At 37.6% G+C, this 25,169-nt stretch carries 23 protein-coding genes and 3 pseudogenes; 11 read left to right on the plus strand and 15 right to left on the minus strand.

Annotated features, from left to right (window positions below; genetic code table 11):
• Window positions 1-50: 50 nt before the first annotated feature.
• Entirely contained in the window at window positions 51-1,076 is a 1,026-nt protein-coding gene (locus H3Z85_11135; GenBank protein ID QPQ53800.1) for an LLM class flavin-dependent oxidoreductase, read from the plus strand.
• An 85-nt stretch (window positions 1,077-1,161) separates the two neighbouring features.
• Here H3Z85_11135 and H3Z85_11140 read toward each other — a convergent pair whose 3' ends face one another.
• The 4 genes from H3Z85_11140 to H3Z85_11155 all read right to left on the minus strand — a co-directional run bounded on the left by H3Z85_11140 (window position 1,162) and on the right by H3Z85_11155 (window position 5,724).
• On the minus strand, window positions 1,162-2,163 hold the full coding sequence (locus H3Z85_11140; GenBank protein QPQ53801.1) for a hypothetical protein: 1,002 nt from the start codon (window positions 2,161-2,163) through the stop codon (window positions 1,162-1,164).
• A gap of 212 nt (window positions 2,164-2,375) precedes the next feature.
• Window positions 2,376-4,196: an SMC family ATPase gene (locus H3Z85_11145; GenBank protein ID QPQ53802.1), complete on the minus strand. Its 1,821-nt coding sequence runs from the start codon at window positions 4,194-4,196 to the stop codon at window positions 2,376-2,378.
• Window positions 4,197-4,199: 3 nt separating this feature from the next.
• Window positions 4,200-5,405, minus strand: a complete 1,206-nt coding sequence (gene sbcD, locus H3Z85_11150) for an exonuclease subunit SbcD (protein ID QPQ53803.1) — start codon at window positions 5,403-5,405, stop codon at window positions 4,200-4,202.
• Between the two features lie 169 nt (window positions 5,406-5,574).
• Complete coding sequence (locus H3Z85_11155) at window positions 5,575-5,724, minus strand: hypothetical protein (GenBank protein ID QPQ53804.1); 150 nt, start codon at window positions 5,722-5,724, stop codon at window positions 5,575-5,577.
• Window positions 5,725-5,841: 117 nt separating this feature from the next.
• Between H3Z85_11155 and H3Z85_11160 the strand changes: the two genes are divergently transcribed.
• Both H3Z85_11160 and H3Z85_11165 read left to right on the plus strand, forming a co-directional pair.
• Window positions 5,842-6,093: a DUF2132 domain-containing protein gene (locus H3Z85_11160; GenBank protein QPQ53805.1), complete on the plus strand. Its 252-nt coding sequence runs from the start codon at window positions 5,842-5,844 to the stop codon at window positions 6,091-6,093.
• A 211-nt stretch (window positions 6,094-6,304) separates the two neighbouring features.
• Entirely contained in the window at window positions 6,305-6,805 is a 501-nt protein-coding gene (locus H3Z85_11165) for an FKBP-type peptidyl-prolyl cis-trans isomerase (protein ID QPQ53806.1), read from the plus strand.
• Between the two features lie 152 nt (window positions 6,806-6,957).
• Here the strand turns inward: H3Z85_11165 and H3Z85_11170 are convergent, their stop codons facing one another.
• The 3 genes from H3Z85_11170 to H3Z85_11180 all read right to left on the minus strand — a co-directional run bounded on the left by H3Z85_11170 (window position 6,958) and on the right by H3Z85_11180 (window position 10,253).
• Window positions 6,958-7,551 carry a hypothetical protein gene (locus H3Z85_11170; GenBank protein QPQ53807.1) on the minus strand — a complete coding sequence of 198 codons (594 nt, stop codon included), beginning with the start codon at window positions 7,549-7,551 and terminating at the stop codon, window positions 6,958-6,960.
• 6 nt (window positions 7,552-7,557) lie between these two features.
• Window positions 7,558-7,935 (minus strand): YchJ family protein, encoded by a 378-nt coding sequence (locus H3Z85_11175; protein QPQ53808.1) that lies wholly within the window; start codon window positions 7,933-7,935, stop codon window positions 7,558-7,560.
• Between the two features lie 176 nt (window positions 7,936-8,111).
• Complete coding sequence (locus H3Z85_11180) at window positions 8,112-10,253, minus strand: M3 family metallopeptidase (GenBank protein QPQ53809.1); 2,142 nt, start codon at window positions 10,251-10,253, stop codon at window positions 8,112-8,114.
• A 231-nt stretch (window positions 10,254-10,484) separates the two neighbouring features.
• Between H3Z85_11180 and H3Z85_11185 the strand changes: the two genes are divergently transcribed.
• Window positions 10,485-11,300, plus strand: a complete 816-nt coding sequence (locus H3Z85_11185) for a DUF2807 domain-containing protein (protein QPQ53810.1) — start codon at window positions 10,485-10,487, stop codon at window positions 11,298-11,300.
• A 1-nt stretch (window position 11,301) separates the two neighbouring features.
• Here H3Z85_11185 and H3Z85_11190 read toward each other — a convergent pair.
• The 5 genes and pseudogenes from H3Z85_11190 to H3Z85_11210 all read right to left on the minus strand — a co-directional run bounded on the left by H3Z85_11190 (window position 11,302) and on the right by H3Z85_11210 (window position 15,742).
• A pseudogene (locus tag H3Z85_11190) lies at window positions 11,302-13,187 on the minus strand (cation:proton antiporter).
• 3 nt (window positions 13,188-13,190) lie between these two features.
• Window positions 13,191-13,711: pseudogene (locus H3Z85_11195) on the minus strand (NAD(P)H-dependent oxidoreductase).
• Window positions 13,712-13,909: 198 nt separating this feature from the next.
• A complete protein-coding gene (locus H3Z85_11200) occupies window positions 13,910-14,728 on the minus strand; it encodes a TPM domain-containing protein (protein QPQ50130.1) in 819 nt (272 codons plus the stop codon).
• Complete coding sequence (locus tag H3Z85_11205) at window positions 14,709-15,140, minus strand: TPM domain-containing protein (protein QPQ53877.1); 432 nt, start codon at window positions 15,138-15,140, stop codon at window positions 14,709-14,711. The genes H3Z85_11200 and H3Z85_11205 overlap by 20 nt, the downstream gene beginning before the upstream one ends.
• A complete protein-coding gene (locus tag H3Z85_11210) occupies window positions 15,137-15,742 on the minus strand; it encodes a LemA family protein (GenBank protein ID QPQ50131.1) in 606 nt (201 codons plus the stop codon). Before H3Z85_11210 ends, H3Z85_11205 begins: the two co-directional genes overlap by 4 nt.
• 75 nt (window positions 15,743-15,817) lie before the next feature.
• Here H3Z85_11210 and H3Z85_11215 point away from each other — a divergent pair, with 75 nt between their 5' ends.
• A complete protein-coding gene (locus tag H3Z85_11215; protein QPQ50132.1) occupies window positions 15,818-16,315 on the plus strand; it encodes a dihydrofolate reductase in 498 nt (165 codons plus the stop codon).
• A gap of 148 nt (window positions 16,316-16,463) precedes the next feature.
• Window positions 16,464-17,033 (plus strand): tetratricopeptide repeat protein, encoded by a 570-nt coding sequence (locus H3Z85_11220; protein QPQ50133.1) that lies wholly within the window; start codon window positions 16,464-16,466, stop codon window positions 17,031-17,033.
• Window positions 17,034-17,103: 70 nt separating this feature from the next.
• Here the strand turns inward: H3Z85_11220 and H3Z85_11225 are convergent, their stop codons facing one another.
• From H3Z85_11225 to H3Z85_11235, 3 genes and pseudogenes are all read right to left on the minus strand, one after another.
• Window positions 17,104-17,736 carry a trimeric intracellular cation channel family protein gene (locus tag H3Z85_11225; GenBank protein QPQ50134.1) on the minus strand — a complete coding sequence of 211 codons (633 nt, stop codon included), beginning with the start codon at window positions 17,734-17,736 and terminating at the stop codon, window positions 17,104-17,106.
• A gap of 224 nt (window positions 17,737-17,960) precedes the next feature.
• Window positions 17,961-18,424 (minus strand): annotated as a pseudogene (gene coaD / locus H3Z85_11230) (pantetheine-phosphate adenylyltransferase).
• 74 nt (window positions 18,425-18,498) lie between these two features.
• Window positions 18,499-19,455, minus strand: a complete 957-nt coding sequence (locus tag H3Z85_11235; GenBank protein ID QPQ53878.1) for a D-alanine--D-alanine ligase — start codon at window positions 19,453-19,455, stop codon at window positions 18,499-18,501.
• 182 nt (window positions 19,456-19,637) lie between these two features.
• Between H3Z85_11235 and H3Z85_11240 the strand changes: the two genes are divergently transcribed.
• From H3Z85_11240 to H3Z85_11260, 5 genes are all read left to right on the plus strand, one after another.
• A complete protein-coding gene (locus H3Z85_11240) occupies window positions 19,638-20,726 on the plus strand; it encodes a PASTA domain-containing protein (GenBank protein QPQ50135.1) in 1,089 nt (362 codons plus the stop codon).
• Window positions 20,727-20,798: 72 nt separating this feature from the next.
• Window positions 20,799-21,872, plus strand: coding sequence for an RluA family pseudouridine synthase (locus H3Z85_11245; GenBank protein QPQ50136.1), 1,074 nt, complete (start codon window positions 20,799-20,801; stop codon window positions 21,870-21,872).
• A 51-nt stretch (window positions 21,873-21,923) separates the two neighbouring features.
• Window positions 21,924-22,874, plus strand: a complete 951-nt coding sequence (locus H3Z85_11250) for a PorP/SprF family type IX secretion system membrane protein (GenBank protein QPQ50137.1) — start codon at window positions 21,924-21,926, stop codon at window positions 22,872-22,874.
• Between the two features lie 51 nt (window positions 22,875-22,925).
• Window positions 22,926-24,050, plus strand: a complete 1,125-nt coding sequence (gene hemW, locus H3Z85_11255) for a radical SAM family heme chaperone HemW (protein QPQ50138.1) — start codon at window positions 22,926-22,928, stop codon at window positions 24,048-24,050.
• 63 nt (window positions 24,051-24,113) lie between these two features.
• Window positions 24,114-24,944 carry a glutamate racemase gene (locus H3Z85_11260; protein QPQ50139.1) on the plus strand — a complete coding sequence of 277 codons (831 nt, stop codon included), beginning with the start codon at window positions 24,114-24,116 and terminating at the stop codon, window positions 24,942-24,944.
• Window positions 24,945-25,169 lie beyond the last annotated feature (225 nt).

Consider the following 25,169-nt stretch of genomic DNA (forward strand, 5'->3'; position numbering starts at 1 on the left):
ATGCATATGATATTTCATAGCGCTATTTTTGTAGTACTAAAATCAACAATATGGAATTAGGAATAGGAATGTTTGGAGATCTGGCATTAGACCAGTCCACCGGAAAATATAGAGATGCCGGAACTAAGATTCATGAAATATTGGATCAGGTAAAATTAATGGATGAGGTAGGAATTGACGTATTTGCAATGGGAGAACACCACCGCCCGGATTATGCCGTTTCTTCTCCGGAAATGGTATTGGCCGCGGCAGCCGGTATTACAAAAAATATAAAATTAGCAAGTGGGGTTACTGTTTTGAGTTCTTCGGAACCGGTAAAAGTTTATGAAGACTTTGCCACACTGGATCTTATTTCCAATGGAAGAGCGGAGATATTCGTGGGAAGGGGAAGCTTTATAGAATCTTTTCCTTTATATGGATATTCATTGAACGACTATGAAGAGCTTTTTGACGAGAAACTGGAATTATTGTTAAAAATCAATTCTGAAGAAAACGTAAGCTGGTCAGGAAAGCTTCGTGCTCCAATGCAGAATCAGACTGTTTACCCGAGAGCAAAAAATGACGGGAAACTTCCGATCTGGAGAGCAGTAGGAGGGACGCCACAATCTGTTTTGAATGCTGCTCAATTAGGAATGCCTTTAGTGGTAGCCATCATTGGAGGAATGCCGATCCAGTTTAAAAACCTGATTGAGTTTTATAAGCAGGAATACGAAAAGGCAGGGCATGATATGGCTGAAATGCAGATTGCAGTTCATTCACACACTTTTGTAAGTGATGATCCCAATGTTGTAGACGGATATTTCCACAATTATAAATCCCAGATGGACAGGGTAGGGGCTTCCCGAGGCTGGGCTCCTTATACTAAAATGCAGTATGACGGAGGAAGAAGTAAAGATGGAGCTTTATTTATCGGAAGTCCGAAAGAAGTTGCAGATAAAATTGCTTATATGAAAGAGCTTTTCGGGATCACGAGGTTTATCGGGCATATGGATATCGGCGATCCTGCCCATGATATAATGATGAAATCCATCGAGCTATTCGGGAATGAAGTAAAGCCTTTGGTTCAGCACTTATAATTAAAGAGATTATTCAACCACAAAAGTCACAAAAGTATTTTTCAGATAAAACTTTTGTGACTTTTGCGTTTTTAAAATTTATTGTTTAGCCAATTCCGATCAAACTACCTCTTTCTTCATCTTTAATAATGGTAAGCGCTGTAGGAATTTTTTCTTTAAGCTCTTCCACGTGCGAGATGATTCCCACGATTCTGTTTTCTTTGATCAGATTGGTAAGGGTTTCAAATACAATATTGACAGACTCCGTATCCTGCGTCCCGAAACCTTCATCGATAAAAAAGAAATTCTTGTCTGCCTGTGCATTCGCCTGTACACTTTCTGCCAATGCCAGTGCAAGGCTCAGTGATACCTGGAATGCCTGACCTCCCGATAGGGTCTTTACACTTCTGCTGCGGCCTTCGTTGAGGTAATCGATGATTTCGAAATCATTATTTTCATTGAGTTGCAGACTCAGCTGGTTCCGGGTCATTCTGTGAAAACGCACATTAGCATGGTCACAGAGCTGCCTCAGATAAATAGAAGAAACGTATTGTACAAAACCGGCTCCTTTGAAAAGATTGACCATCAGTTTTAAATTTTCAGCACGTTTCTGAAGAGCTGCAAGATCTTTTAAAAGTTGTTCTTTTTTAGCATATTCTTTTTCCAGACGCTGAATTTCAGATGTCATTGTAACGACAGAATCATTGACCTGCTGAACTTCAGCTTTCACGTCATTATATTGCTTTTCTGCCAAGGAAAACTGTTCATTGTCAAAAGAAAGATTTTTGAGTTTGAGTTCCAATCCTTCAATCACTTTTTTCAGGGTTTGGAAATCGATTTTGAACTTCTGGATCTGAGCTCTTGACTGCTCAATATTGATTTCCTGAGAAAGAATATGTTCAACTTCTTTGAAATCTGCAAATTGATGCTCCTTTAAAGAGCCGGCTATAGCCTTCTGATGATTATCGATCTCTTTTTCAAGCGTCATGATCAGTTTTTCAGTCTGACTAACAATGGCTTTTTGTTCTGCCAGCACGGGAGCCAATATTTTTTCCTGTTCAACGGCTGCCTGATAATTCTGTTCGGTTTCTTTATTGCTTTGAACCAACTTCTGATAAGCTTCTTCAACTTCCTGAACCGTTTTATGCTGGTAAAGATTCCAGTCCAGAGTTTTAAGTCCCGAGCGGCTTATGTTAATCTGTTCCTGTTTCGTCGCTTCTTCCAGTCTGAAGGCTTCCAGCGCCGATTTATATTTTTCTAAGAGCTTGTTTTCTTTGTCGGTTTCCTCACGTTCCGCGGTAATGTTCCGTTCTATTTCTTCTATCTTTTTTCTACGGCAAAAGAATCCTGGCGTTTTTTATCAAATTCTTCCTCACGTGCAGGGCTGAACTCTTTCCAGATAAAAAGCTGAATATGATTCTCCAGATCTTTTTGAATGGCTTGTAACGTCGTTTGTTCGTTGATAAGCTGATCTTCAAAAATCTTTTTTCTATCAAGAACTTTTTCGATTTCCGTTTCCTGTTTCTGAAGTTTCTGAAGCTGCTCATCAAGAGCATTTATCTTTTCCTGGGTTTCCTGCATTTCCATATGTACATCGTGAAATTCCACAATATAGGGATGTTCCTTAGAACCACAAAGAGGACAGGATTCTCCGTTTTGAAGTTCACTGGCAAAACGGGATAGTTCTTTTTGTATTTTTAAATGGTCTAGCTTCTGAACCCATTGTTTTTTGTTACTTTCAAGACTTTCTTTCTGCGTTCTGAAATTTTCCTGATAATTTTTGTGGTAAGGAAAAACCTTTAATTCTTCAGCGACGCCATGAACCTGTTTCTGTTGTTTTTCAGTTTTTTCCGTTTGCTCAAGCTGGGATTTTTGTAAATTTTTATGTTGAATAAACCAGTTGCCAATTTGAGAAAGAAGAGCGGTGTCAAGCTTTTGCTCTTTTAAAGTCACCAGACTTTTGGTAAGTTCTGTAATCTTTTTAAGGTTGCTTTCTCTTTTTGTCTCTACTTCCGTTACTTTTTCTGAACCCTTCTGCGTACGCTCATTGAGTACTTTGATCTCTTCAGAAAATTTGAGAATATTGACAATTAGATTCAGATCGTTTTCCTGTATTCTGGATTGATCCAAAGATTTAAATTGGGGCTCAAGAATAATCAGTTGCTCTTTGACAGCATTGAACTTTTTTTCAGTGTCCTGCACAACCTTCACATGGTTTTCTTTTTCCGTCTGCTGATCTTTTATTTCTTTTGAAAGCTTGTTTTTTTCAATAATCAAAGGATTAAAAACCCTGAAAACGCGGTCGTACAGATCGGTCTTAATTTCCAGCGCATCAATCATGGGTTTTTGGAGAGAGAGCTCAGCGAAATTTTCTCTGTTCTGTTGCAGGCTTTCAAAGTCGGTTTTTAAATTCTTTAGCTGTTGATAAGTATTGGATACCTGTTCCAGTTTCTCATTGACCTGAGTGAGTTTTTTCTGTTCCTCTGTTAAAAATTCCTTTTGCTGCTGAATCTTTTCTTCACTGATTTCTTCAAAACCTTTCAGCTGTCCTTCAAGCTGATCCAGTTCGGACCTGTTTCTGACGTTCAGGGAAGAAACATTATTCTGGAGATCAAATCTCTGAAGACTGAAGATCTCCTTCATCATATTGGTTCTTTCTGCAGCACCAAGTTCAAGAAACTCTTTAAACTGACCTTGTGGAATGATAATGGTTCGCTTGAAATTAGGATAACTTAGCCCAATGATCGTCTCCGCATTGGAATGATCCAGCGGAACCCATTTGTTATCAATATTTTCATAAAAAGTGACGGAATAAGGCTTTACATCGTCAAATTTCTTGGAATTACGTCTGAAATCCCTGGTTGCACGAAACTGTTTATTTTCAAAATTGATGAAATCAAATTCGATATAAGAATTGTTTGATTTTAAATTCATCATGTTGTACGCCCTCTTATCACGCATATTCAGACGTTCCGTTTCGCCGTATAACACAAATGAGATGGCTTCAAGAATCGAAGACTTTCCGGAACCTACCGGCCCGAAAATACCGAATAAACCGCCTTCCGTAAGATTTTTAAAATCAATAATCTGGCGTTCCTGGTAAGAATATAAACCTTCAACTGTTAATTTTACTGGAATCATAGATCAGGCATTTAAAATTTCATTAAACAAATTCATCAATTCTTCATTAGCCTCCTGGCCTCCGTTTTTAGATTTAAAATAATCTTTAAATAATGCTTCTATATTTTGATTCAGATTAATTTCGTGATTTTCAGGCTCTATGAGTTCTCTATTTTTAATTTTCGGGATCAGATACACAATTCCGTTGTGAGACTGATAGATAAGCCTTCTTTCATCAGCGGTTAAGAAAGTTTCACTTTCTAAAGTAAGCTCGATAAAGGTATCAGGATTTTCTTTAAGCCACTTAATGGTGTCTTCTGTTGAAGTGAATGTTTTCCGTACCAACGCTCTTCCGCTTTTCAAAGCTTTCTTCTCATAGGTAACAGATTTTCCCGGCTCTGCATTAATAATAGATACATATTTTATCTGACCTGCTTCACTGAAACTGTAACATAACGGAGAAGAAGAATAAACCACAGGTTTTTCTCTGGTTCCTATATTCTGAAAGCCATGAAGGTGTCCTAATGCCGTATATTGAATCTGCTCAGGAATACTATCCGAAAAAATAAGATCAGCATTTCCTATTTTAATAGGTTTTTCCCCCTCCGGTTCTTCCAGAATTTCATTTCCTTTTTTATTCATGTATAAATGAGCCGTCAGCAGATTGACCCCTGCATCATCACAAAACTGCTCTGCAAGCTCATTCCAGGTGTGGGCAAGGACTTTGTTGATTTCTTCTTCTTTATTCTCACCAAAATATTCCTTTAAACGGATCTCATTGGCATAAGGGGTGTGAAGGATTCGTACCGGAAAATCAATGGTATTGATTTTCATTTCTATAAAGCCTTCCCGGGAGTTCAGGATGCTGAAATATTCTGTTCCAAAAGGCTGTATGACTGTTTTGGGATGTCCGATTAAAATAATTCCGCATTCCCTGGCCAATGGATCAGGTGCGTTGATGAGGTTCGGTGAATCATGATTTCCTGAAATGGCAATGACAGGACGTTGTCCGTTTTTGGATAAACGTTTCAGGGTTTTATAAAAAAGTTCCACAGCTTCTACGCCGGGGTTAAAGGCATCAAAGAGATCTCCGGCCACCAGGATAAGATCTGCATTTTCTTCATCAGCAATGCCGATGATTTCTTCTATCACCAATATTTGCTCCTCGAGACGCGAAAAGCGATCCAGTCTTTTTCCTAAGTGCCAGTCGGCAGTATGCAGAATTTTCATAAAAAATTATCATTGTTAACAGTCAATATCCAAAGATAAATGAAGTTGTATTGTTAAAATTACGGCTTACCTTACTTCATCGGGATCTACACCTGTGTCAAAAGAATCTGCTTGAACCTTAGACAATTTTACAGTTTCAAAACCAGGATGTTTAGTAATGAAGGATGGATTATTTTTGATCGCCCTCTTTTGCTTTAAAATCTTCCAGAATCTGCTTTAAACGGGCTTTTCTTTCTGCTTCAGCATTTTGTGTTTTCCGTTTTTTCTGGTCGATCATCTTTTTATTCTTTTTCCTGTTTGCTTCGTTGTTTTTGCTCATATTTTTGATACGGATAACTTTATGGGTAAGCCATCGCTTCATCAAAAATACTAAAGATTAAGAGTCGAAACAATTTTAGTCGGTAAGTCTGATAAAATGTTTTAATTTTACTGCGTTATGGAAGAAAAATCAAAAGATCCCTTACACGGAAAAAGACTCGATGCCATTCTCGAAGAATTGGTAGAATACTACGAAGGCTTTGAGAAATTGGGTGAGCAGATCAATATCAGATGCTTTACAGATCATCCGAGTATCAGTTCTTCCCTTAAGTTTTTACGAAAAACACCATGGGCAAGGACAAAAGTTGAAAGTTTATATCTGTTTGTACTAAGACAGAAGAAGAGAGAAGAAAACAGAAATAGTAAATAAAGGGCGAAAGCTGGAAATTATTTCCGCCTTGTAACTTATTTTTAAAATTAGTAAAAATGAATTTTTGGAAGTTAAAAAACAGATGTGGTGTACTTTATGCCCCTCATAACTTCCTTCTTCCATCTCCCGTCTTTCAACCTGATCAAATCATTTCAAAAACAGTATCTTTGTACCATTAATCGTGAAAGAGCTCACGACAAAAAAGAATAATATGACAATTGAAAACAATCACGTTGTAGCTGTAAAATACATTCTTCACACCATCGAAGAGGATGGAAGTAAAGTTCTTGTAGAAGAAACAACAACAGAAAATCCACTTACATTCTTGTACGGTGTGGGAATGATGATTCCAAAATTTGAGCAAAATATCTTAGGATTGAAAGCTGGTGATAAAGCTGCTTTTGTAATTCAGCCGGAAGAAGCTTACGGTGAAAGACAACCTGATGCTATCGCACAATTGCCAATCGAGATGTTTAAAGAATCAGGTACTCCTCCGATCGGGGCGATTTTACCTTTATCAGACAACCAGGGAAATAACTTCCAGGCGTTTGTAGTAGAAGTAACTCCGGAGGTTGTTGTAGCAGATCTTAACCACCCAATGGCAGGTAAAGTATTAGATTTCCAGGTAGAAGTGCTAAGCACTCGTCCGGCAACAGAAGAAGAATTGTCTCACGGACATGCACACGGAATTGACGGAACTGAAGGTCACTAAAAAATAAAAATGCCCGGTATTCGGGACATTTGTAAAAACCACAGCTTCAGCTGTGGTTTTTTATGGTTTATGTCAGCCAAACAATGCCTTGGCATTCCGGGATGTCAATCTACGATTTGGCGGAGTGGCCTACACCGTGATGATTATCCACATTATTCCGCATTATATTCCGTTACATCAATAAACGTAAGAACCCATTTTCCCTTGATCTTAGTCATCACAAACCTGAATCCGTTGATCGGAGCTTTCTCTTTAGTATTCTCGGCAAGCGTTACAAAAACTACATTCTTAGCATCAGAATTAATTTTAAAAATCGTCTGATCTTTTACAGAATACTGATCAGGGAATTGATCTGCATATTCATTCACTGCATCAGAGTTGGACTGAACAAATAATCCCTCTTTTTTCCATTTTTTGCTTTCTGAATCATACTCGTAAGCTGAATCAAACTGGATAGGAAACTGATTTCTGATAGTCCATGCTTTTGAAATATAACCTAATGGCATACTGAAATCCACATCTTCATTCGATACAAACCCAAGATTACCGCCACTTTTAAAAAGAACGCCTATTCCGTAGTTTTTGTCTACATATTTGTTCATAAGTTCTCCGTTTTTAGTCTGGAAGCCTTTTAAAATATCCGTAACGGCAGCCGTGATCTGTTTTTTGTCATCTGCGGTCTGAGCCTGGGAAAAGGCGAAACCGCAAACCAGCATCAATACTGTGTAAATAAAACTCTTCTTCATATTATATTAATCTAAAAATTCTCCTGAAACATAATACCAGCGTTCATGCATTTTTTGAAAAACAGAAAACTCATGATGAACCTGAGGATGGCCGTCCTGATCTGTGTAATACGCTTTAAACTCTACATGGTTTAATGCGGGCGTCTGGATGATTTCCAGTTTTGTCCACTCATTGATTTCGCCCCATTCCTGAAGATCCTGTTTGTTGTGGTACTTTCTTTTGCCCGGAAGGGTAGTTTCCATTAAATATTCTCCATTCGGAACAGCGAAGGCAGAAAATCGGGAGCGCATTAAGGCTTCAGCAGTTGGCGCATGCTTTTCTCCTGTATGATAAGGTTTGCAGCATTCTTCATAACTTTTTCCTGAGCAGCAGGGACAATTCATAGGTTGTATTTTAATTTCGAGCCACAAAAATAAGAAATATCAATAGAAATGGGCTTTAGTTATTATAACCTCTCAACAACTGAGATGTTCGGGTAAGCCTTTATGATGTACCTGTTTCTATGAAATTAATATTTCAACAAAAAAGAAGCACTCTAAAAAGAATGCTTCTGATTGTATTATTTGATAAATCCTCTGTTTCTTAGTAGAGGCTTAATGTCCGGATCATGTCCTGTGAAATCTCTGAATGCCTGGTTAAGGTCTACAGAATTTCCTACGGAAAGAATATATTTTCTGAAACGGTCTCCATTTTCTCTTGTTAAGCCGCCATTGTTTTTAATCCACTCCCATGCGTCATTATCCAAAGTTTCAGACCATAAGTAAGCGTAATATCCTGCTGAATAGCCACCTCCCCAGATGTGAGCAAAATAAGGAGTATGGTATCTCGGCGGAACTGTTGCTAAATTGAATCCGTGATTTGCCAACGATTGTTTTTCAAAATCTAAAACAGGAATAAACTGCTTTTCATCGCTTACTGTATGCCAGTCCATGTCAAGTTCAGCAGCAGAGATCAATTCAGTGGTCATATATCCCTGATTGAATGTTGATGCTTTTTTTATTTTTTCTACCAATGTTTGCGGAATCGGCTGTTTTGTTTCGTAATGAACGGCATAATTTTTCAGTACAACCGGATCCAGTGCCCAATGCTCGTTAATTTGTGACGGGAACTCCACGAAGTCTCTCGGTACGTTAGTTCCGGATAATGAAGGGTATTTCTGACTTGCAAACATCCCGTGGATCGAGTGTCCAAATTCATGGAAAATTGTTGAAACATCATCAAAACTGATTAATGAAGGTTTTCCCGGAGCCGGTTTCTGATAGTTGTAGCAGTTTACGATGACAGGTTTTGTACCCATTAAGTAAGACTGTTCAACGAAATTGCTCATCCATGCTCCACCGTTTTTAGAGTCTCTGGTGTAGAAGTCAAGATAGTAAATAGCAATCGATTTACCGTCGTGATCGAAAACCTCGTAGGTTACAACATCAGGATGGTAAACCGGAAGATCTGTTCTTTTTTTGAACGTTAGTCCGTAGAATTTTTCTGCTGCGAAGAAAACTCCTTTTTCTAAAACCGTAGTGATTTCAAAGTAAGGTTTTATTTCACTCTCATCAAGGTCGAATTTTGCTTTTCTTACTTGCTCTGCATAGAAATTCCAGTCCCAAGGTTCTACTTTGAAACCTCCTTTTTGCTGATCAATCAGATCCTGAATATCTTTTGCCTCACGTCTTGCTGTTTCTACAGCCGGAGTAGCCACCTGATTCATTAGCTTAGTAGCAGCTTCAGGAGTTTTGGCCATCTGGTCCTGTAATTTCCATTCTGCGAAATTCTTTTTACCTAAGATCTGTGCTTTTTTCAGTCTAAGTTTAGCCAGTTTTTCAATGGTTTCCCTGGTGTCATTGGCATCACCTTTTTCAGCACGCGTCCACGAAGCTTTGAAAAGTTTTTCTCTTGTGGATCTGTTTTTTAAATTTTGCAAAAGAGGTTGTTGCGTAGTATTCTGTAAAGCCAGAAGATATTTTCCAGGTTGTCCTGCAGTCTTAGCATCAGCTGCAGCCGCAGCGATTTCATCTGCAGAAAGCCCGTCAAGTTCCTTTGCATCAGCAAAGAATACCCCTCCCTGCTTTCTTGCTTCCAGTAATTTATTGGAGTACTGAGTAGAAAGAGAGGCAAGTTCCTGGTTATATTGCTTTAATTTCTCTTTGTCAGCCGTTGAAAGATTAGCACCTGCAATCTCAAAATTTTGTTTGTAATATTGAAGAAGCTTTTTACTTTCAGAATCTAATCCGTCTTCTTTGATCGATTTGATTCTTTTATAAAGATTTTCATTCAGGTACATTTTATCGGAATGTGCAGCAAAAATTGGTGCATATTCTTGATCTAATGCCTGTAATGTAGGGTTGGTATTAGCACTTGTAAGATTCGAAAAAACAATGATTGCTCTTTTCAAAACTTCGCCACTTTTTTCCAATTCTACAATTGTATTTTCAAAAGTAGGAGAAGCCGGGTTGTTGGCAATTTTTTCAATTTCAGCAGCATGTTGTTTTAAACCAAAATCAAAAGCCGGTTTGAAATGTTCGTTTTTAATTTTATCAAATTCCGGAGCTTCGTATTGAAGCTTGCTTTTCTTCATAAACGGATTAGAAGATAAAGACGGGTCAGGAGCAGGAATTTCCTGTTGAGTATCGGTTTTTTTCATTGTAGTACAAGATTGATTGAACGCCAAGGCAGAAATTAATAATACCGATGAAATATTCTTCATAAAATAGTTGTTATTAAAGCATAAAGATATTAAAAACTTACTGTATAGGACTTATTTTGTAAATCGAATTAAGATAAAGAAACAGAAATATATTTTTTAAGTGAATACATGCCAGACTATTAGTTAATTTTGAATACTTACATAGTCTTTCGGTACTGATGTAATATTTTTCATACATTAGTTGTTTTAATATTAAAATAGCAAGAAAATAATCTATAAAAGATAATAAACATGAAAACAAGGACTCTTTTTATTTTTTCAGCCTTAGTGGTATTGGCCTCATGTAACGAAAGACATGAGAAGAAAAACAGAGAAAAAAGCGGATGGGTAGAGAAAGTAATCAATAAAGAAAGCGGCCCGATGCAGCAGAAAGAATTTACCGGAGAATTTGATGAAATCCAGGTTTCACAGGCTATTGATGCAGAGGTGATCAAGTCGGAAACTGAGAAAGTAGTTATTTCAGCTCCTCAAAGTATAATCAACGAAGTTCTTGTAGATAATGAAGGGGGAAAGCTCCATATTCATTATAAAAGAGGAATCAGAGTGATGAATATCAATAATGTAAGCGCGAAAATTTATACTAAAGATTTTTCGAAACTTGGAGCCGATTCTGCGGCAAAAATTACCGTAAAAGATAAATTTACCCAGGAAAAAACGGATATTGAGGTGTCAAGTGCGGGAAGTGTCTCCGGTGATCTTGAGGCGAATGATTTTAACATCAATGCAGGCAGCAGCAGTAATTTCAGTGGAAAGGTCTGGGCGGTAAACCTTGATATTGAGGCGTCTTCCGGATCAAGTATTGATATTTCAGGAAAAGCAAAACATGCAGACGTGAGTGCTTCTTCAGGAAGTAGTATTTCTGCCCAGCAGGTTATTGCAGACAATGTAGAAGCTGATGCTTCCAGTGGTGCAAGTGTCCAGTTGAGCGCGGTGTCTTCTGTAAAGGCGTCAGCATCATCAGGTGGAAGCGTTGATATTTCTAAAAAAGGCGAACTGAAAAACGTAAGTAAAGACGAAAGCAGTGGCGGAAGCGTAAGCATTCAATAAATTAACCCTGGGAATCTTCCTCATCTTCTTCTTCGGTTGATGAGGAATCCTCCCAATTTTTAGTATCAAAATTAAGATTATCAAAAGCAAGTAATTCCTCCTCCCGTTGGAGGATTTCTTTTGTGGTAAATAATTCAATATCATCTTCCTCTTTCGATTTTGCCAGCTTTCTGATCGAAGCTTTATCAATAGCCATAAACCTTTGCCCCAGACGCCTTGCCGCATATTTTCTCATTCCCGTTTCATGAAGGACGTCAATAGCCATATCAACGGCAGTACCTAAGGTTTCACGGTAGATATGATTGATTCCGTTGTTAAGATATTCATACGCGTCGATTCTGTTTTTCGCCCGCACAAAAATCTTTACCTTCGGATAATGTTCACGAACAAGTTCTGCAATAAACATATTATCATCAGGGTCATCAAGGCATAAAACGAGTATTTCAGCATCTTCAATACCGGCCGCTCGTAAAATGGGAATTCTTGTGGCATCCCCATAATAGACTTTAAAACCATAACTTCTTAACAATTTCACACGGTCGGAGTCTCTGTCCAGCACGGTTGCTGATATTTTATTGGCTTTCAGAAGACGGCCTACAGTACTTCCGAAATGCCCAAATCCTACAATTATAATTTTCTTCTGGCTAATGTCACTGTCAAGAATATTAAAATCATGCTCCTCTTCAGGAATTTCCCTGATAAATTTCGGGGTGATAAATTTATCGTTGACAATGAGTAGAATAGGAGTGATACACATCGTGATAGCAGTTACAGCCATTAACTGAGCATTAAGTTCGGGACTTAACAGATAAAGATCGGAAGCATAGTTGATGAGGACAAATGCGAATTCTCCCACCTGCGAAAGGGCAAATGCATAAAACAAGCTTTGCGGATTATCCATTCTGAAAAACTTTCCGATGATGTACAAGACTACAAATTTTATTGTTACGACAGCAAAAACGGTAGTGAAAATAAAAAGAGGATCCTGCTGAATGATATTGAAATTTATCGTTGAGCCTACGCTTACAAAAAATACAGCCAGTAATAAGCCTTTAAAAGGATCGATCTGCGCTTCAAGCTCATGGCGGAATTCGCTGTTGGCGAGCATCACTCCCGCCAGGAAAGCTCCCAGTGCAGGTGAAAGTCCGATCACAATCATCAGCTCAGAAACTCCGATTACTAGAAATAGGGAAGAAGCTGTTAATAGCTCGGTCATTCCCGATTTTGAAACATACCGTAAAAAAGGAACGAATACATATCTACCCAATAAGATGAGTAAAGCCACTCCGAAAATTACTGTCCCGGCCTGAAGCCATTCCGGAAGTTTTTGAATCAGGATCTGAATTTCATTATCATGATGTTTTGCCTTATAATTAGCAACAATAGGGAGTATGGCTAAAATAGGGATGACAGAAATATCCTGGAATAATAAAGTTGAAAACGATGCTTCGCCAGCCATTGTTTTCAGGTTGTTTTTTTCATGCAGGGTTTGAAGAACGATAGCTGTGGAAGACAAAGCAAAGCACATGGCCACAGCAATTGCTTTATCTATTCTCCAGCCAACGGTGATGAATACAAGGAAAAGTAAAGAAATGGTAAGAAGCATCTGAGTAAGGCCTAATCCCATGATCTTTTTCGCATTTCCCAGAATTTCCGGGGCTCAAGTTCAAGTCCTACCAGGAATAACAGCATAATAACACCAAATTCACTGGCGTGCATGATGTCATTTACATTATGTCCTGTCAATTTCAACACATAAGGACCAATAATAATTCCTCCTAAAATATAACCGATTACAGAACTTAAACCCAATTTTCTGGCCAGTGGAACCATAATAATGGCTACACCTAAGAAAATTAATGTGTTCATCGCTAAGCTGGACTCCATATGCTATTGATTGAGTAGTTCTGTAAACTCTTTTTATGTAAAATAATTTCTTTTTTAGACAACTTATTAGCTTCGTAAACAATTTTGATATGTTTAATATCTGCTTTGAAAACTTTTAATGAAACAATAAGGCCGCTGATCAACTCGTCAACGGTATATTGATAGGTACCTGTTTTACTGAAAGACCTTTCTTTTCCGCCGGTGGTAATCAGAATGTAGACTTCTTTATTTTCCAGCGGGTTGTATTTTCCGGGCTGCAGCCAGTCTCTGTCAAAAACTTCATCAATCCATAATCTGAGCAAAGGAGGCATTCCGAACCATATTAAAGGAAACTGGAAAACAAACCGGTCGTAGTTGGCTAAACGTTTTCTTTCTCTGAAGGCTGCGATATGAAAATCAGGATATTCTTCATAAAGATCGCGTAAAGTATAATGCTGGTGCCGAACGTAGAAGTTAATGAGCTCCACATTCGAATTAGAGTGCTCCAGATAAGGGTGTGCAAATACTACTAATGTCTTCTTCATAAATCCTGTTTTCAGTAAATATAATGATAAATTTTTGAATAAAAGAATGAATTTGTACGGGTTTATTAATTTTTCAACATGTAAATATCAATTTAATGTTAAAATAAATCAAATAAAACAGGTTATTTTAAGGTTTTAAATAAAAAATCAGGCCGTGAAGACCTGATCTGTTTATGTATTGTTATCATTGTTCAAAGATTACCATCCACCGGATGCTCCGCCTCCGCCAAAGCTACCTCCGCCTCCGAAGCCACCGAAACCTCCGCCACCTCCGGAGCTTCCTCCACCGAAGCCACCGCCTCCGAAACTGCCCGGGAAAGGGAAGAAACCACCGGGATAATTTCTGCGCCCTCTTCGGCTGATAATGACATCATCATCGTCGTCATAATTTCCGCCACCACCACGTCCGCCTCCTCTGTTGCCAAACAGGATGGCAATAATGATAAAAATGATAAAGGCGATAACGAGTACTTTAAGAGCACTTCCATTACCGGAAGGTGCTGTAGTGGCTACAGGTTTAAATTTTCCCTGCACCGCTTCCATAATGGCTGATGTACCGCCATTGATTCCTGCGTACCAGTCTCCTTTTCTAAAGTTTGGAGTAACAATATAGTCCAGAATCTGCCCTGCTACGGAAGCCGTCAGATACTGCTCTACTGCTCTTCCTTGCTGGATAGACATGGTTCTGTCTTCGGTAGCAATCAGAAATACGACACCATTATCGACCCCTTTTTTTCCAATTTTCCATTTTTGACCGAACATGGTTGCCAGGAAATTGACATCTTCGCCTTTGGTAGACTTGATAATCACTACCTCAATTTCTGTTGAGGTAGTATCGGCAAATTTGATCAGTTTATTATTAAGCTCATCTTTCTCCTGTTGGGAAAGAAGATTGGCTTCATCAAAAACGGGATAGAGTACTGCCGGTTTTTCAGGTACGGTATATTGTGCTGATACAATGGTGTAAAAGCAGATCAGTAAAAATGAAAATACTATTTTAAGAGAACGTAATTTCATTCGGGAGTTGGTTTGGGTTTTCTCCTTCTACAGGAAAATATTTTTTGAGTTCAAGACCTGTTTCAAGAATGGCACTTTTTAATGCCTTATAATAATTTCCTTTTGCAAATTCAGCCGTAATATAGTCATGCAGATGATCCCAATATGATTGATGCACTTTTTCATGGATCCCGAGATCTCCTATAATAGTCAGATATTTCTTTTCAAAATTGACATGAAAAAGCACCGCATTCCTATCGGTAGTTTTATCCATACGAAGTTCTTTGAAGACTTCAAATGCCGTTTTAGCATGCTGGTCTTCCGTATTAGAATCAATATGAACTCTAATTTCTCCCGTAGAATGGTCTTCTGCCGACTGAATCGCTTCCGCAAGGGAAGCGATTTGCTGATTGGTAAGGAATTTACTCATTATTTGAATACTTCAGGGGCTTTTTGAGCGCCTGCTTCAGCTTTGAAATAAGGTTTTTCTTTAAAGTTGGTAAAATTCGCCAAAATATTATTGGGGAACGTTTTGATCGAGGTGTTATAATCCTGGGCAGCTTCGTTATAGTAAACCGTTTCAGTTCTGATGCTGTTTTCAATAGCGGTATATTCTCTTTGGAAGTTGATATACTGCTGATCTGCTTTTAGGTTAGGATACGACTCCACTACAGCCATTAAACGGCTTAATGCTCCGGATAATTCTCCTTGTGCCGCCTGGAATTTTGCAATATCTGCATCGGTCATATTGGTAGGATCGATGTTGATTGATGTTGCTTTAGAACGTGCTTCAACAACTTGTGTTAACGTTTCCTGCTCGAATTTTGAGTAAGATTTTACCGTTCTTTCAAGGTTAGGAATAAGATTCGCTCTTTTCTGATATACAGTCTCAATATTAGACCATTTTGTGTTCACATTCTGTTCTTTGGTTACAAAGTTGTTATATCCGCTTTTTCCCCAAAAGAATAGAACTGCAACAATAATAAGGAGGGCAATACCAATGGTTCCGGCGCCCAGACATCCTTTATTTTTCATAGTTTATTTTTTTTAATTTTTTGTGCTAATCAAATATACAAATTATGTGCTAATTTTGTGAAAAATTATATTTGAATGACAACAATAGTGGTAGCAATGGGAGAGAAGAATGAAATTGGTTTTGAAAACCAGTTGCTTTGGCATCTTCCTAAAGACTTAAAACATTTTAAAGATATTACTTCCGGGCATCCTGTAATTATGGGTAGAAAAACCTATGAAAGTATTGGGAAACCTCTTCCTAACCGTACAAATATTGTTGTTTCAAGAAAAAAAGACTGGTTTGAAGAAGGTATTCTTATTGTGGGCAGTATAAAAGAGGCTGTAAAATTTGCTAAAAAAATTGATGAGGAAGTCTTTATCATAGGAGGCGGAAATATTTATGAACAGACCATGGATATGGTGGATAAGCTGGAAGTTACCCTTGTAAAGGCTGATCTTGAAGCTGATACATTCTTCCCTAAAATAGACGGAAAAATCTGGAAAAAAACGAATGAAACCTGCCATGAAAAAGATGAGAAAAATATGTATGATTTCTGTTTCCAGACGTTTGAAAGAAACAAAAAAGAAGAGTAAAGGTCCAAGATCAAATTTGGCTTTGCAGGTAAATTGTGATTTCCGGATGATACCAGCAACGGACAAGCACGGAGAATTGACCATTCACCATTGACTTTTTGAACTTTAAGGCTTAAATTTATTATCTTTGCACTTCTAAAATTTAAAAATGAATAAGTACATAAAAATTGCAGTAGCAGCAATTCTGATTTTATTAGGACTTTATATGATGATTTTCACAAGAAATCTTGGTTGGGGAATTGTTGTGTTTCTTTTGGCTGCATTTCCGATCCTGCTTTTCTTTAAAAATGAATATATCCTTTTGGCATTCTGGCAGCTAAGAAAACAAAATATGGAGAAAGCTGCAGAATGGCTGACAAAAATAACAGATTACCAGAGGCAGCTTCATAAATCTCAGTATGGGTATTTCCATTATTTAGAGGGATTAACACAAGCTCAAGATCACCCGGCGAAAGTAGAGCCTTTGATGAAAAAAGCGCTGGAATATGGTCTGAATATGAAACATGACCGGGCTATGGCTACCCTGAACCTTGCAGCAGCAGCGATATCTAAAGGAAGAAAACAGGAAGGACAAAAACTCCTGGAAGAAGCAAAAAGATTAGACAGTGCCGGTATGATGACTGATCAGATCAAAATGATGAAAGATCAGTTGAAAATGCCATCTATGCAAAAGCACATGCATAATCCGAATATGAGAAACAGAGGAAAATTCTTCTAGTCAGAAAAAATAAATATAAAAAAGCACCTGAAAGAAAAACAGGTGCTTTTTTTATTTTTAAAAGATATTTCTACATTTCAGAAGTCTGATCATATCCGTAAAACTTTGGCATCTGCCAGTGATATTTTACGGCTAAAGTTCTTATCCCTACAATCAGTAAAATTGTAAAAATCTGAATGAAAGTATAGGATAAAGATGTGTATTTGGTCATCAGTAAAAATGCTGCACCTCCTACAATACAGGCTGTAGCATAAATTTCTTTTCTGAAAATAAGAGGAATCCGGTTGAGCAGAATATCGCGGATAATCCCTCCGAAACATCCGGTAATGGTTCCCAAGCCAATACAGATGAGCGGATGTATGCCTACATTCAATCCTTTCTGGATCCCGATAATGGTAAACAGGCCAAGTCCGAAACTGTCGAAAATGAATAAGGTAACCTTAAAGTTTTTTTCCAGTGATTTAAATACCATGGAAAAGATACTGGTCACCAAGATTAAAATGCACATGAGGAGATCATGCATCCAGAATACTGGGATATCAAGTAAAAGATCTCTTACAGTTCCTCCTCCTACAGAAGTCACAAAGGCAATAATAAGCACCCCAAACGGATCGAGCCGCTTCTGCATGGCTGCAAAACTTCCGGACATGGAGAAGGCAATAGTTCCGAGGACTTCTATCGCGAAATTGAACTGTTCGTGCATAAAGGTATAAATAATGAATAATGAGCAATCAGTAATAAAAATTATGCCATTTAAATTGAGATAATTTTATCAGTTCTTCACATTCTGTTTTTAAATGTAAAATATTTTCCGGACTTATATATTTAAACTTTCAATAATTTCAAGTCAGAGTCGGGTTTTATCAATTTCTTCAACCACAATATACATCATTATTATTCATTCCTGATTGCTCATTACGTATCTATTTATCTCTCGACTCTTACTGAATCCGGAACCAGGAGCTCATATTCACCACCGTGATTAATGATCTCTCTTACAATGCTGCTGCTGATGAAAGATTTTCCGGATGATGTCAGAAGGAATACCGTTTCCAGTTTTTTATGAGCCAAGGTTCTGTTGGTGTGGGCGATTGCTTTTTCAAATTCGAAATCAGCAGGATTTCTAAGTCCCCTGATAATGTACTGCGCATTTTTTCAAAACAATAATCTACCGTAAGGCCCTCGAAATAATCTACTTCTACATTAGGAAATTCAGCCACGGAATTTTGAATGAATTCCATTCTTTTTTCCAATGGGAACATATATTTTTTTTGAGAATTTTGTCCGATGGCAATAATTAATTTGTCAAAAAGCGGTGCCGCTCTTTCTATAATATCGTAATGTCCTAAGGTAATCGGGTCAAACGATCCCGGGAAAACAGCAATTTTCATGTTGTACAAGTTATGAGTTTGAGTCAAAAACGATAAGAAAGCGATGGATCTTATGTTTATATTGAACTTCTGAATTATTTATTAAGTGCTTTTTCAACTTCATTTCCACAAAGATCCATGATAGAAATTCCATAATGTTTTGCTTGCTGAGGAAGAATGCTGGCAGGAGAGAATCCCGGGTTAGTATTCATTTCAAGCATATAAGGAACTCCGGCCATCAGGATAAATTCGCTTCTTGAAAATCCGCTCATTCCCAGTGAGTTGTAAGCTCTTTTCGCGATTTCTTCTACTTTTTTTGTCGTTACTTCATCAATTCTGGCCGGTGTAATTTCTTCAGATGCTCCTTCATATTTTGCTTCGTAATCAAAGAATTCATTCTGAGGAACAATTTCAGTGATTCCCAAAACAATTGTTTCTCCTTTAAAATCGATCACTCCTACAGAAACTTCCATACCGTTCAGGAAACTTTCAATAAGGATTTCATCATCTTCTTTAAAAGCAATTTCCGTAGCAGCAATCAGTTCTGACTTTTCTTTTACTTTGGAAATTCCGAGTGATGAACCGGATTGGTTAGGTTTTACAAAAAGAGGAAGATTTAATTCTGAAATGATCTCATCAACGTTAATGTGCTCTCCTTTTCTCAGATAAATGCTTTTCGCAGAAGGGATTCCATATTTGGACAATACAGCAAGGGTATCTTTTTTATTGAAAGTAAGGGCACTCTGGTAAAAACCGCAACCTGTGTATTTCTGACCTATTGCATCCCAATATGCCTGCAGTATCCCATTTTCACCGGGCGTTCCGTGGATGATGTTGAAACATACATCAAACTTCAATGTTTCACCATTATCTAAGGTAACTGAAAAATCACCCCTGTTGATGGGATACTTTTTATCATTTTCGTCTAAAAAATACCATTCATCTTTAAGGATTACTACTTTATATACATCATACAGATTTCTGTCTAAGGAATCATAGATCAATTGTCCGCTTTTTAAAGAAACTACATATTCATCAGAATAGCCTCCCATTACTACGGCAACACTTTTTTGTTCATAACCATATAGTATCAATTAAGGCAAATTTAAACATTTTATGTAATGCAATACGGGAAATAAGGAAATTTTAAAATCAAAAATGAATTGTGTTAAATAAAAAGCCCATTCTAAAATTATTAGCTATATTTGCCGTTGTAATTAAAGTAATTTTAAGTATGCTTAAATCACTTTTCAATTGGAAAGTTTTACTGAATTTAGTAATAGCCATCGGCGTTTTCGTGGGTCTGGTATGGCTTACATTTCGTTGGTTGGAATATCATACTAACCACGGTCAGGAAATTCCTGTTCCCAATGTAGTCAATAAATCTGTACATGATGCAGTTAAAATATTAGATGATACAGGACTGGAGTATGAAGTAGATAGTGCGAATTATGATCCTAAATACAGACCATTTCAGGTTCTGCAGATTTATCCTGCCCCGGGATCCCGTGTAAAAGACGGAAGAACAGTTCGTTTAAAAGTAAATCCGAGAACATGGGCTCAGATCGCTGTACCGGATGTAATCAATAAATATTCAGGGTTGGCGTTCCAGAGATTAGACCAGGTTGGTCTTAAAATCGGAGATACTATTTATGAACCGAGTATTCAGAAAGATGCCCTTCTAAGAATTTTATATAAAGGAAATGCAGTAAATCCGGGAGCACGTTTACCGAGGTTTTCTGTGATCGATGTAGTAGTAGGATCCGGTCCTATGAGAAATATTTCAATTCCTAACGTAGTAGGGCTTTCGGTAAAAGAAGCCAGAGCCGTTATTGCCAAAAGTATGTTTGAAGTAGGGTTGGTAGAGCATGAAGACGGGAATAAAGATGAGTCTGATATTATTTATTACCAGGATCCAGCCTCAGGAGATGTCCGTGATCAGGGAATGCAGATTGATCTTTGGGCAAGTAAGAGAACCCCGGCAGAGCTTAGAGCCAAGGTGGAGCAGTTGAATTCTATCTATCGTATGAAAGTAGATACTTCTCTGCCACCGGTACAATACGAAGAAGTTCGTTCCGAGCCGAGCTATGTACCACCGGTAGCTCCGCCACCTGCCCCTAAGAGAGAGACCCCTAAGGCAGAACCTGTAAAAACAGAGACTCCAAAGGCTCAGACTACAAGCCCGAAACCGGCTGGTTCAACTTCGGATAAGCCTAAAGCTACCGGAAACAGTCAGACTTCAGGAACTGCACATAAACCTGCTTCTACAGCTACAAAAGAGCCGGCAGAAAAACCAAAAGCGAAAAAAGTAGTCGTAGAGTAATACGCCACTATGCTAATAAAATATAGGCTTCAACTGAAAATGTTGAAGCCTTTTGTATAAAAATCAAAAACAATGTCAGAAGATAACGAAGATTTTTTAGATGAAGAGTTATTAGACTCCAACAGTATTGAAAATATCGATATAGACGAAGAAAATAAGGGATTGTATGAGCATCTTAATATCACTGTTGACCCGAAACAGGATCCGTTAAGAATTGATAAGTTTCTATTGATACACAGGCAGAATTCGTCAAGAAATAAAATTTCACAGACCTGCAGGGCCGGAAACGTTATTGTAAACGGAGTTGCGGTAAAGCAGAATTATCGGGTAAAACCGGGTGATCAGATCTCTGTGCTGCTTACCAGACCTCCAAGGGAAAATGTAATTATTCCGCAGGATATCCCTTTGAATATTGTGTATGAAGATGATGATCTGGTTGTTGTTGATAAGGAAGCCGGAATGGTAGTGCATCCGGGACATGGTAACTGGGACGGAACCCTGGTGAATGCATTAGCTTATCATTTTGAAAAGAACGGGCAAAAGTCTGATCTCGACAGGGTAGGGCTTGTTCATAGGATTGATAAGGATACATCAGGCCTTTTGGTTATTGCTAAAAATGAATATGCCTTAAGCTTTCTGGCCAAGCAGTTCTTCAACAGAACTACGAAAAGGCTGTATTGGGCTTTTGTTTGGGGAAATCTTAAAGATGAAGAAGGTACCATCAGAGGACATATCGGAAGACATCCTAAAAACAGGATGCAAATGTATGTCTATGAAGACGGAAGTCAGGGAAAACATGCCGTTACGCACTATAAAGTATTGGAAAGGTTCAAATATATGACATGGGTAGAATGTAAGCTGGAAACGGGAAGAACCCACCAGATCAGGGCACATTTCAAACACATAGGACATACTTTGTTTAATGATGAACGGTATGAAGGTCATACCCCTCTGAGAGGAGTAAATCTTCCAAAATATAAGCAATTTATCAATAATGTCTTTGAAATTCTGCCAAGACATGCACTTCATGCCCATACCCTGGGATTTATACATCCTACTACTAAAACGGAATTATATTTTGAGAGCCCAATGCCCAAAGATATGGAGGATGCTGTAAAAAAATGGAGAAATTATTTAGAAAACTAAAAATATATTGAGATTTTTTTTATATTTGTTGAATTGAAATCAAGATTTGTTATGAGAAAACTATATGCTATCGTATGTTTAGCTCTTTTGTCAAATGCATACAAAGCACAAGAATCACTACCATATTATCAACAGTATCTTTTGGATGGTGACTTCCTGTTCAACCCAGCTCAATACGGAAAAACAGATTACGTACAGCTCAATGCCATTTATCAAAAACAATTTTCAAAATTCAGCGAATCCCCAAATGTTCAATCTGTGGGAATCAATGCAAACATATTCGATAGAGTAGGTGCCGGTCTTACCATGTTCAGAGACAGCAATGGAGCTGAATCTGCGGGAGGTGTTACAGTGGGTGCTTCATATTTTATTCCTCTAAGTAGTGAAGGAGACAGAAAAGATCAGTTCTCGTTTGGTACCAGTGTTAGTTTGTATAATAGAAATTTTGATTATTCGAAAATTAACGTAGAAGATCAGGGAGATCCTTTAGTAAGAGGGGATCAAAGTAATATCTTTATGGCTTATGCCAATTTTGGTTTGGCTGCTACTTACAGAAACCTTTTCGGGGGTGTATCTGTAAATGATATTGCATTAGGTAATGACAGACCGATTGTAAACGGTTATGAGCCTTCTCCGATTAAGTTTTTCTTAAACTTAGGATACAACTGGCATATTGCAGACAATATTATGATCACGCCTGCAGCGATGATCAACCTGAATACCAACTCAACAAGAGTAATGGATTACAACTTAATGGCGACTTTCAAAAATGAAATTAACGCGTTCTCTTTCGGGGTAAGTTATAGAGCCGCTCAAAACAGATTCGACAGCCAGCAGTTGGAAATCGCTCCGGTTGTAAAAGTAAGATTCAATAAGTTTATGATCGGTGCTACATATAACCTTGGGTTATCTGATATCCAGACATATGGTGGAAACAGTTTCATGATTGGTCTTGGATACAACTTCGATAACTTTATTAATGTTAGAGGATATAGATATTAATCAATTTAATTTAAATAAATTTGAGCTCTGAATTTTTTCAGAGCTTTTTTTATGATATATATTCACATTCCGTTCTGTAAACAGAAGTGCAGCTACTGTAATTTCCATTTCTCAACATCTCTGAATTTTAAGGATGAAATGCTTAATGCCATGAAAACAGAGCTTATGCTGAGAAAAAATGAATTACAGAACCAAAGTTTAAAATCCCTGTATTTCGGAGGTGGAACACCCTCTATTCTATCTGTTGATGAAATCAATTCCATGATAGATGAGGTTTTGCGCTATTTCAGTTTTGAAAAAGATGTCGAAATTACCCTGGAAGCTAATCCCGATGACCTTGATAAAAACTTTTTAAAGCAATTATCCGGAACGCCTGTCAATCGTCTGTCTATTGGTACTCAGAGCTTTTTTGAAGAAGACCTGAAATTGATGAACAGGGCGCATAATGCCTCAGAAGCGGAGAGTTCTATAAAACGTGCCCAGGATTTTGGATTTGAAAATCTCAGCATAGATTTAATTTATGGTTCTCCCACTTCAAATCTGGAGATCTGGAAAGAAAATTTACATAAAACAATAGCTCTTGAAGTTCCCCATATTTCTTCTTATGCCCTTACGGTTGAGCCTAAAACTGCTTTGGAAAACTGGATTTCCAAGGGAAAAGTAAAAAGCCCCAGAGAAGAAGAACAAAATAAAGAATTCTATTACCTCTCAGATTTTTTAAAGGATAATGGTTTTGAACATTATGAAGTGTCCAATTTTGCCAGACCAGGATTTTATTCCAGACATAATTCTGCCTATTGGAAATACCAGGAATATTTGGGAATAGGCCCTTCAGCACATTCTTACAATGGATTTGATGTGAGAAGCTGGAATGTAGCAAACAACCAGCAATACATTAAAAAACTGGCGGGAAAAATTCTTGCCAAAGAAGAAGAAATCCTTTCACAGGAGGATCAGTTTAATGAGATGATTATGATTGGGCTGCGCACAATATGGGGAGTAGATATTACAAGTTTAACAGCCAAATTCCCGGAAAGATTATTAGAACATTTTCAAACCGAAATAAAATCCAAAATTGACGAAGGAATTTTAATCATTGAAAACGATCATCTGAAAATCCCCGAAAAACATTGGTTTATGGCTGATGGAATTGCATCGGATATATTCATTGTATAATTTTTTTTCGGTACAATATTAACACCGTAAAATTCACTATTTTTGTATAAAATTTCAGTTCATTTGAAAACTAAAAAACAAGATTATTCGCATCTTTCATCCAGCCAGCCTATCGGTATTTTTGACAGTGGTGTAGGAGGCCTTACCGTAGCTAAAGAAATTAAAAGACTTCTTCCTCTTGAAGACCTGATTTACTTTGGAGATACCAAACACCTTCCCTACGGAGAGAAGTCAAAAGATGCTATTATTGAATATTCCACGAAGATTACCAATTTTCTGTTGGAACAGAACTGTAAAGCCATTGTGATTGCCTGTAATACGGCTACCGCAAATGCTTTGAATGAAGTTATGCAGTCTGTCGCAGGTAAAGTTCCTGTGATTGACGTTATTAATCCTGTTGCTGAAAAAGTGTCGTATGAAATTCATAATAACGTGGGAGTGATTGCTACCAAAGCAACGGTGAATTCCGGACTCTATAAAAAAAGTATCAGAAAGCATAATAAATGGATCAAGGTAGATGAGCTGGCAACACCATTATTGGTTCCTGCCATTGAAGAAGGTTTTAAGAATCATCCGATAACCCATGCGATTATTTATAATTATCTCAGCAATAGTAAATTAAAGAATATTGAAACATTGATTTTAGGATGTACACACTATCCCCTTTTAATTGATGAAATCAAACAATATTACGGAAACAGGGTTCGGGTAATCGATTCTCCCAATATTGTGGCCAATCATCTGAAAATCATTCTGGATAAATATAACTTGCTGAATGATCATAATCCGAAACCTAATTATCATTTCTATCTTTCGGATCTGACAAAAAACTTTGAAAAAATTTCAAAAAAGTTCTTTGGAAAAACAATCGATTTAGAACTGAAAGTATTATAAAATAAAAAGTCTGCCTCGTAAAGAAGCAGACTTTTTTATTTCTTACCCTCGTCATTGCGAGCGTAGCGAAGCAATCTCAATATTATAATTATATGTTGAACAAGACAAAGACACAAATGCTCTGAGTTTTGCATTTTTAAGACCCAGTATTTTATCTTCGATATTTTTATTCTCAGAATTTTTCTCGCAGATTTCGAGAATTACGCAGAATTTTTTGTTTTATGA

Origin of the sequence: Chryseobacterium indologenes, from assembly GCA_016025055.1 — a bacterium.
Taxonomy (GTDB): domain Bacteria; phylum Bacteroidota; class Bacteroidia; order Flavobacteriales; family Weeksellaceae; genus Chryseobacterium; species Chryseobacterium indologenes.

Coding starts and splice junctions, on each gene's coding strand:
- H3Z85_11250 (QPQ50137.1), top strand. CDS start 21,924: ATGAGAAAACTATATGCTATCGTATGTTTAGCTCTTTTGTCAAATGCA.
- H3Z85_11235 (QPQ53878.1), bottom strand. CDS start 19,455: ATGGGAGGCTATTCTGATGAATATGTAGTTTCTTTAAAAAGCGGACAA.
- H3Z85_11210 (QPQ50131.1), bottom strand. CDS start 15,742: ATGAAAAATAAAGGATGTCTGGGCGCCGGAACCATTGGTATTGCCCTC.
- H3Z85_11155 (QPQ53804.1), bottom strand. CDS start 5,724: ATGAGCAAAAACAACGAAGCAAACAGGAAAAAGAATAAAAAGATGATC.
- H3Z85_11180 (QPQ53809.1), bottom strand. CDS start 10,253: ATGAAGAATATTTCATCGGTATTATTAATTTCTGCCTTGGCGTTCAAT.
- H3Z85_11175 (QPQ53808.1), bottom strand. CDS start 7,935: ATGAATTGTCCCTGCTGCTCAGGAAAAAGTTATGAAGAATGCTGCAAA.
- H3Z85_11240 (QPQ50135.1), top strand. CDS start 19,638: ATGCTTAAATCACTTTTCAATTGGAAAGTTTTACTGAATTTAGTAATA.
- H3Z85_11165 (QPQ53806.1), top strand. CDS start 6,305: ATGACAATTGAAAACAATCACGTTGTAGCTGTAAAATACATTCTTCAC.
- H3Z85_11135 (QPQ53800.1), top strand. CDS start 51: ATGGAATTAGGAATAGGAATGTTTGGAGATCTGGCATTAGACCAGTCC.
- hemW (QPQ50138.1), top strand. CDS start 22,926: ATGATATATATTCACATTCCGTTCTGTAAACAGAAGTGCAGCTACTGT.
- H3Z85_11215 (QPQ50132.1), top strand. CDS start 15,818: ATGACAACAATAGTGGTAGCAATGGGAGAGAAGAATGAAATTGGTTTT.
- H3Z85_11170 (QPQ53807.1), bottom strand. CDS start 7,551: ATGAAGAAGAGTTTTATTTACACAGTATTGATGCTGGTTTGCGGTTTC.
- H3Z85_11200 (QPQ50130.1), bottom strand. CDS start 14,728: ATGAAATTACGTTCTCTTAAAATAGTATTTTCATTTTTACTGATCTGC.
- H3Z85_11160 (QPQ53805.1), top strand. CDS start 5,842: ATGGAAGAAAAATCAAAAGATCCCTTACACGGAAAAAGACTCGATGCC.
- H3Z85_11185 (QPQ53810.1), top strand. CDS start 10,485: ATGAAAACAAGGACTCTTTTTATTTTTTCAGCCTTAGTGGTATTGGCC.
- H3Z85_11225 (QPQ50134.1), bottom strand. CDS start 17,736: ATGCACGAACAGTTCAATTTCGCGATAGAAGTCCTCGGAACTATTGCC.
- H3Z85_11145 (QPQ53802.1), bottom strand. CDS start 4,196: ATGATTCCAGTAAAATTAACAGTTGAAGGTTTATATTCTTACCAGGAA.
- H3Z85_11220 (QPQ50133.1), top strand. CDS start 16,464: ATGAATAAGTACATAAAAATTGCAGTAGCAGCAATTCTGATTTTATTA.
- sbcD (QPQ53803.1), bottom strand. CDS start 5,405: ATGAAAATTCTGCATACTGCCGACTGGCACTTAGGAAAAAGACTGGAT.
- H3Z85_11245 (QPQ50136.1), top strand. CDS start 20,799: ATGTCAGAAGATAACGAAGATTTTTTAGATGAAGAGTTATTAGACTCC.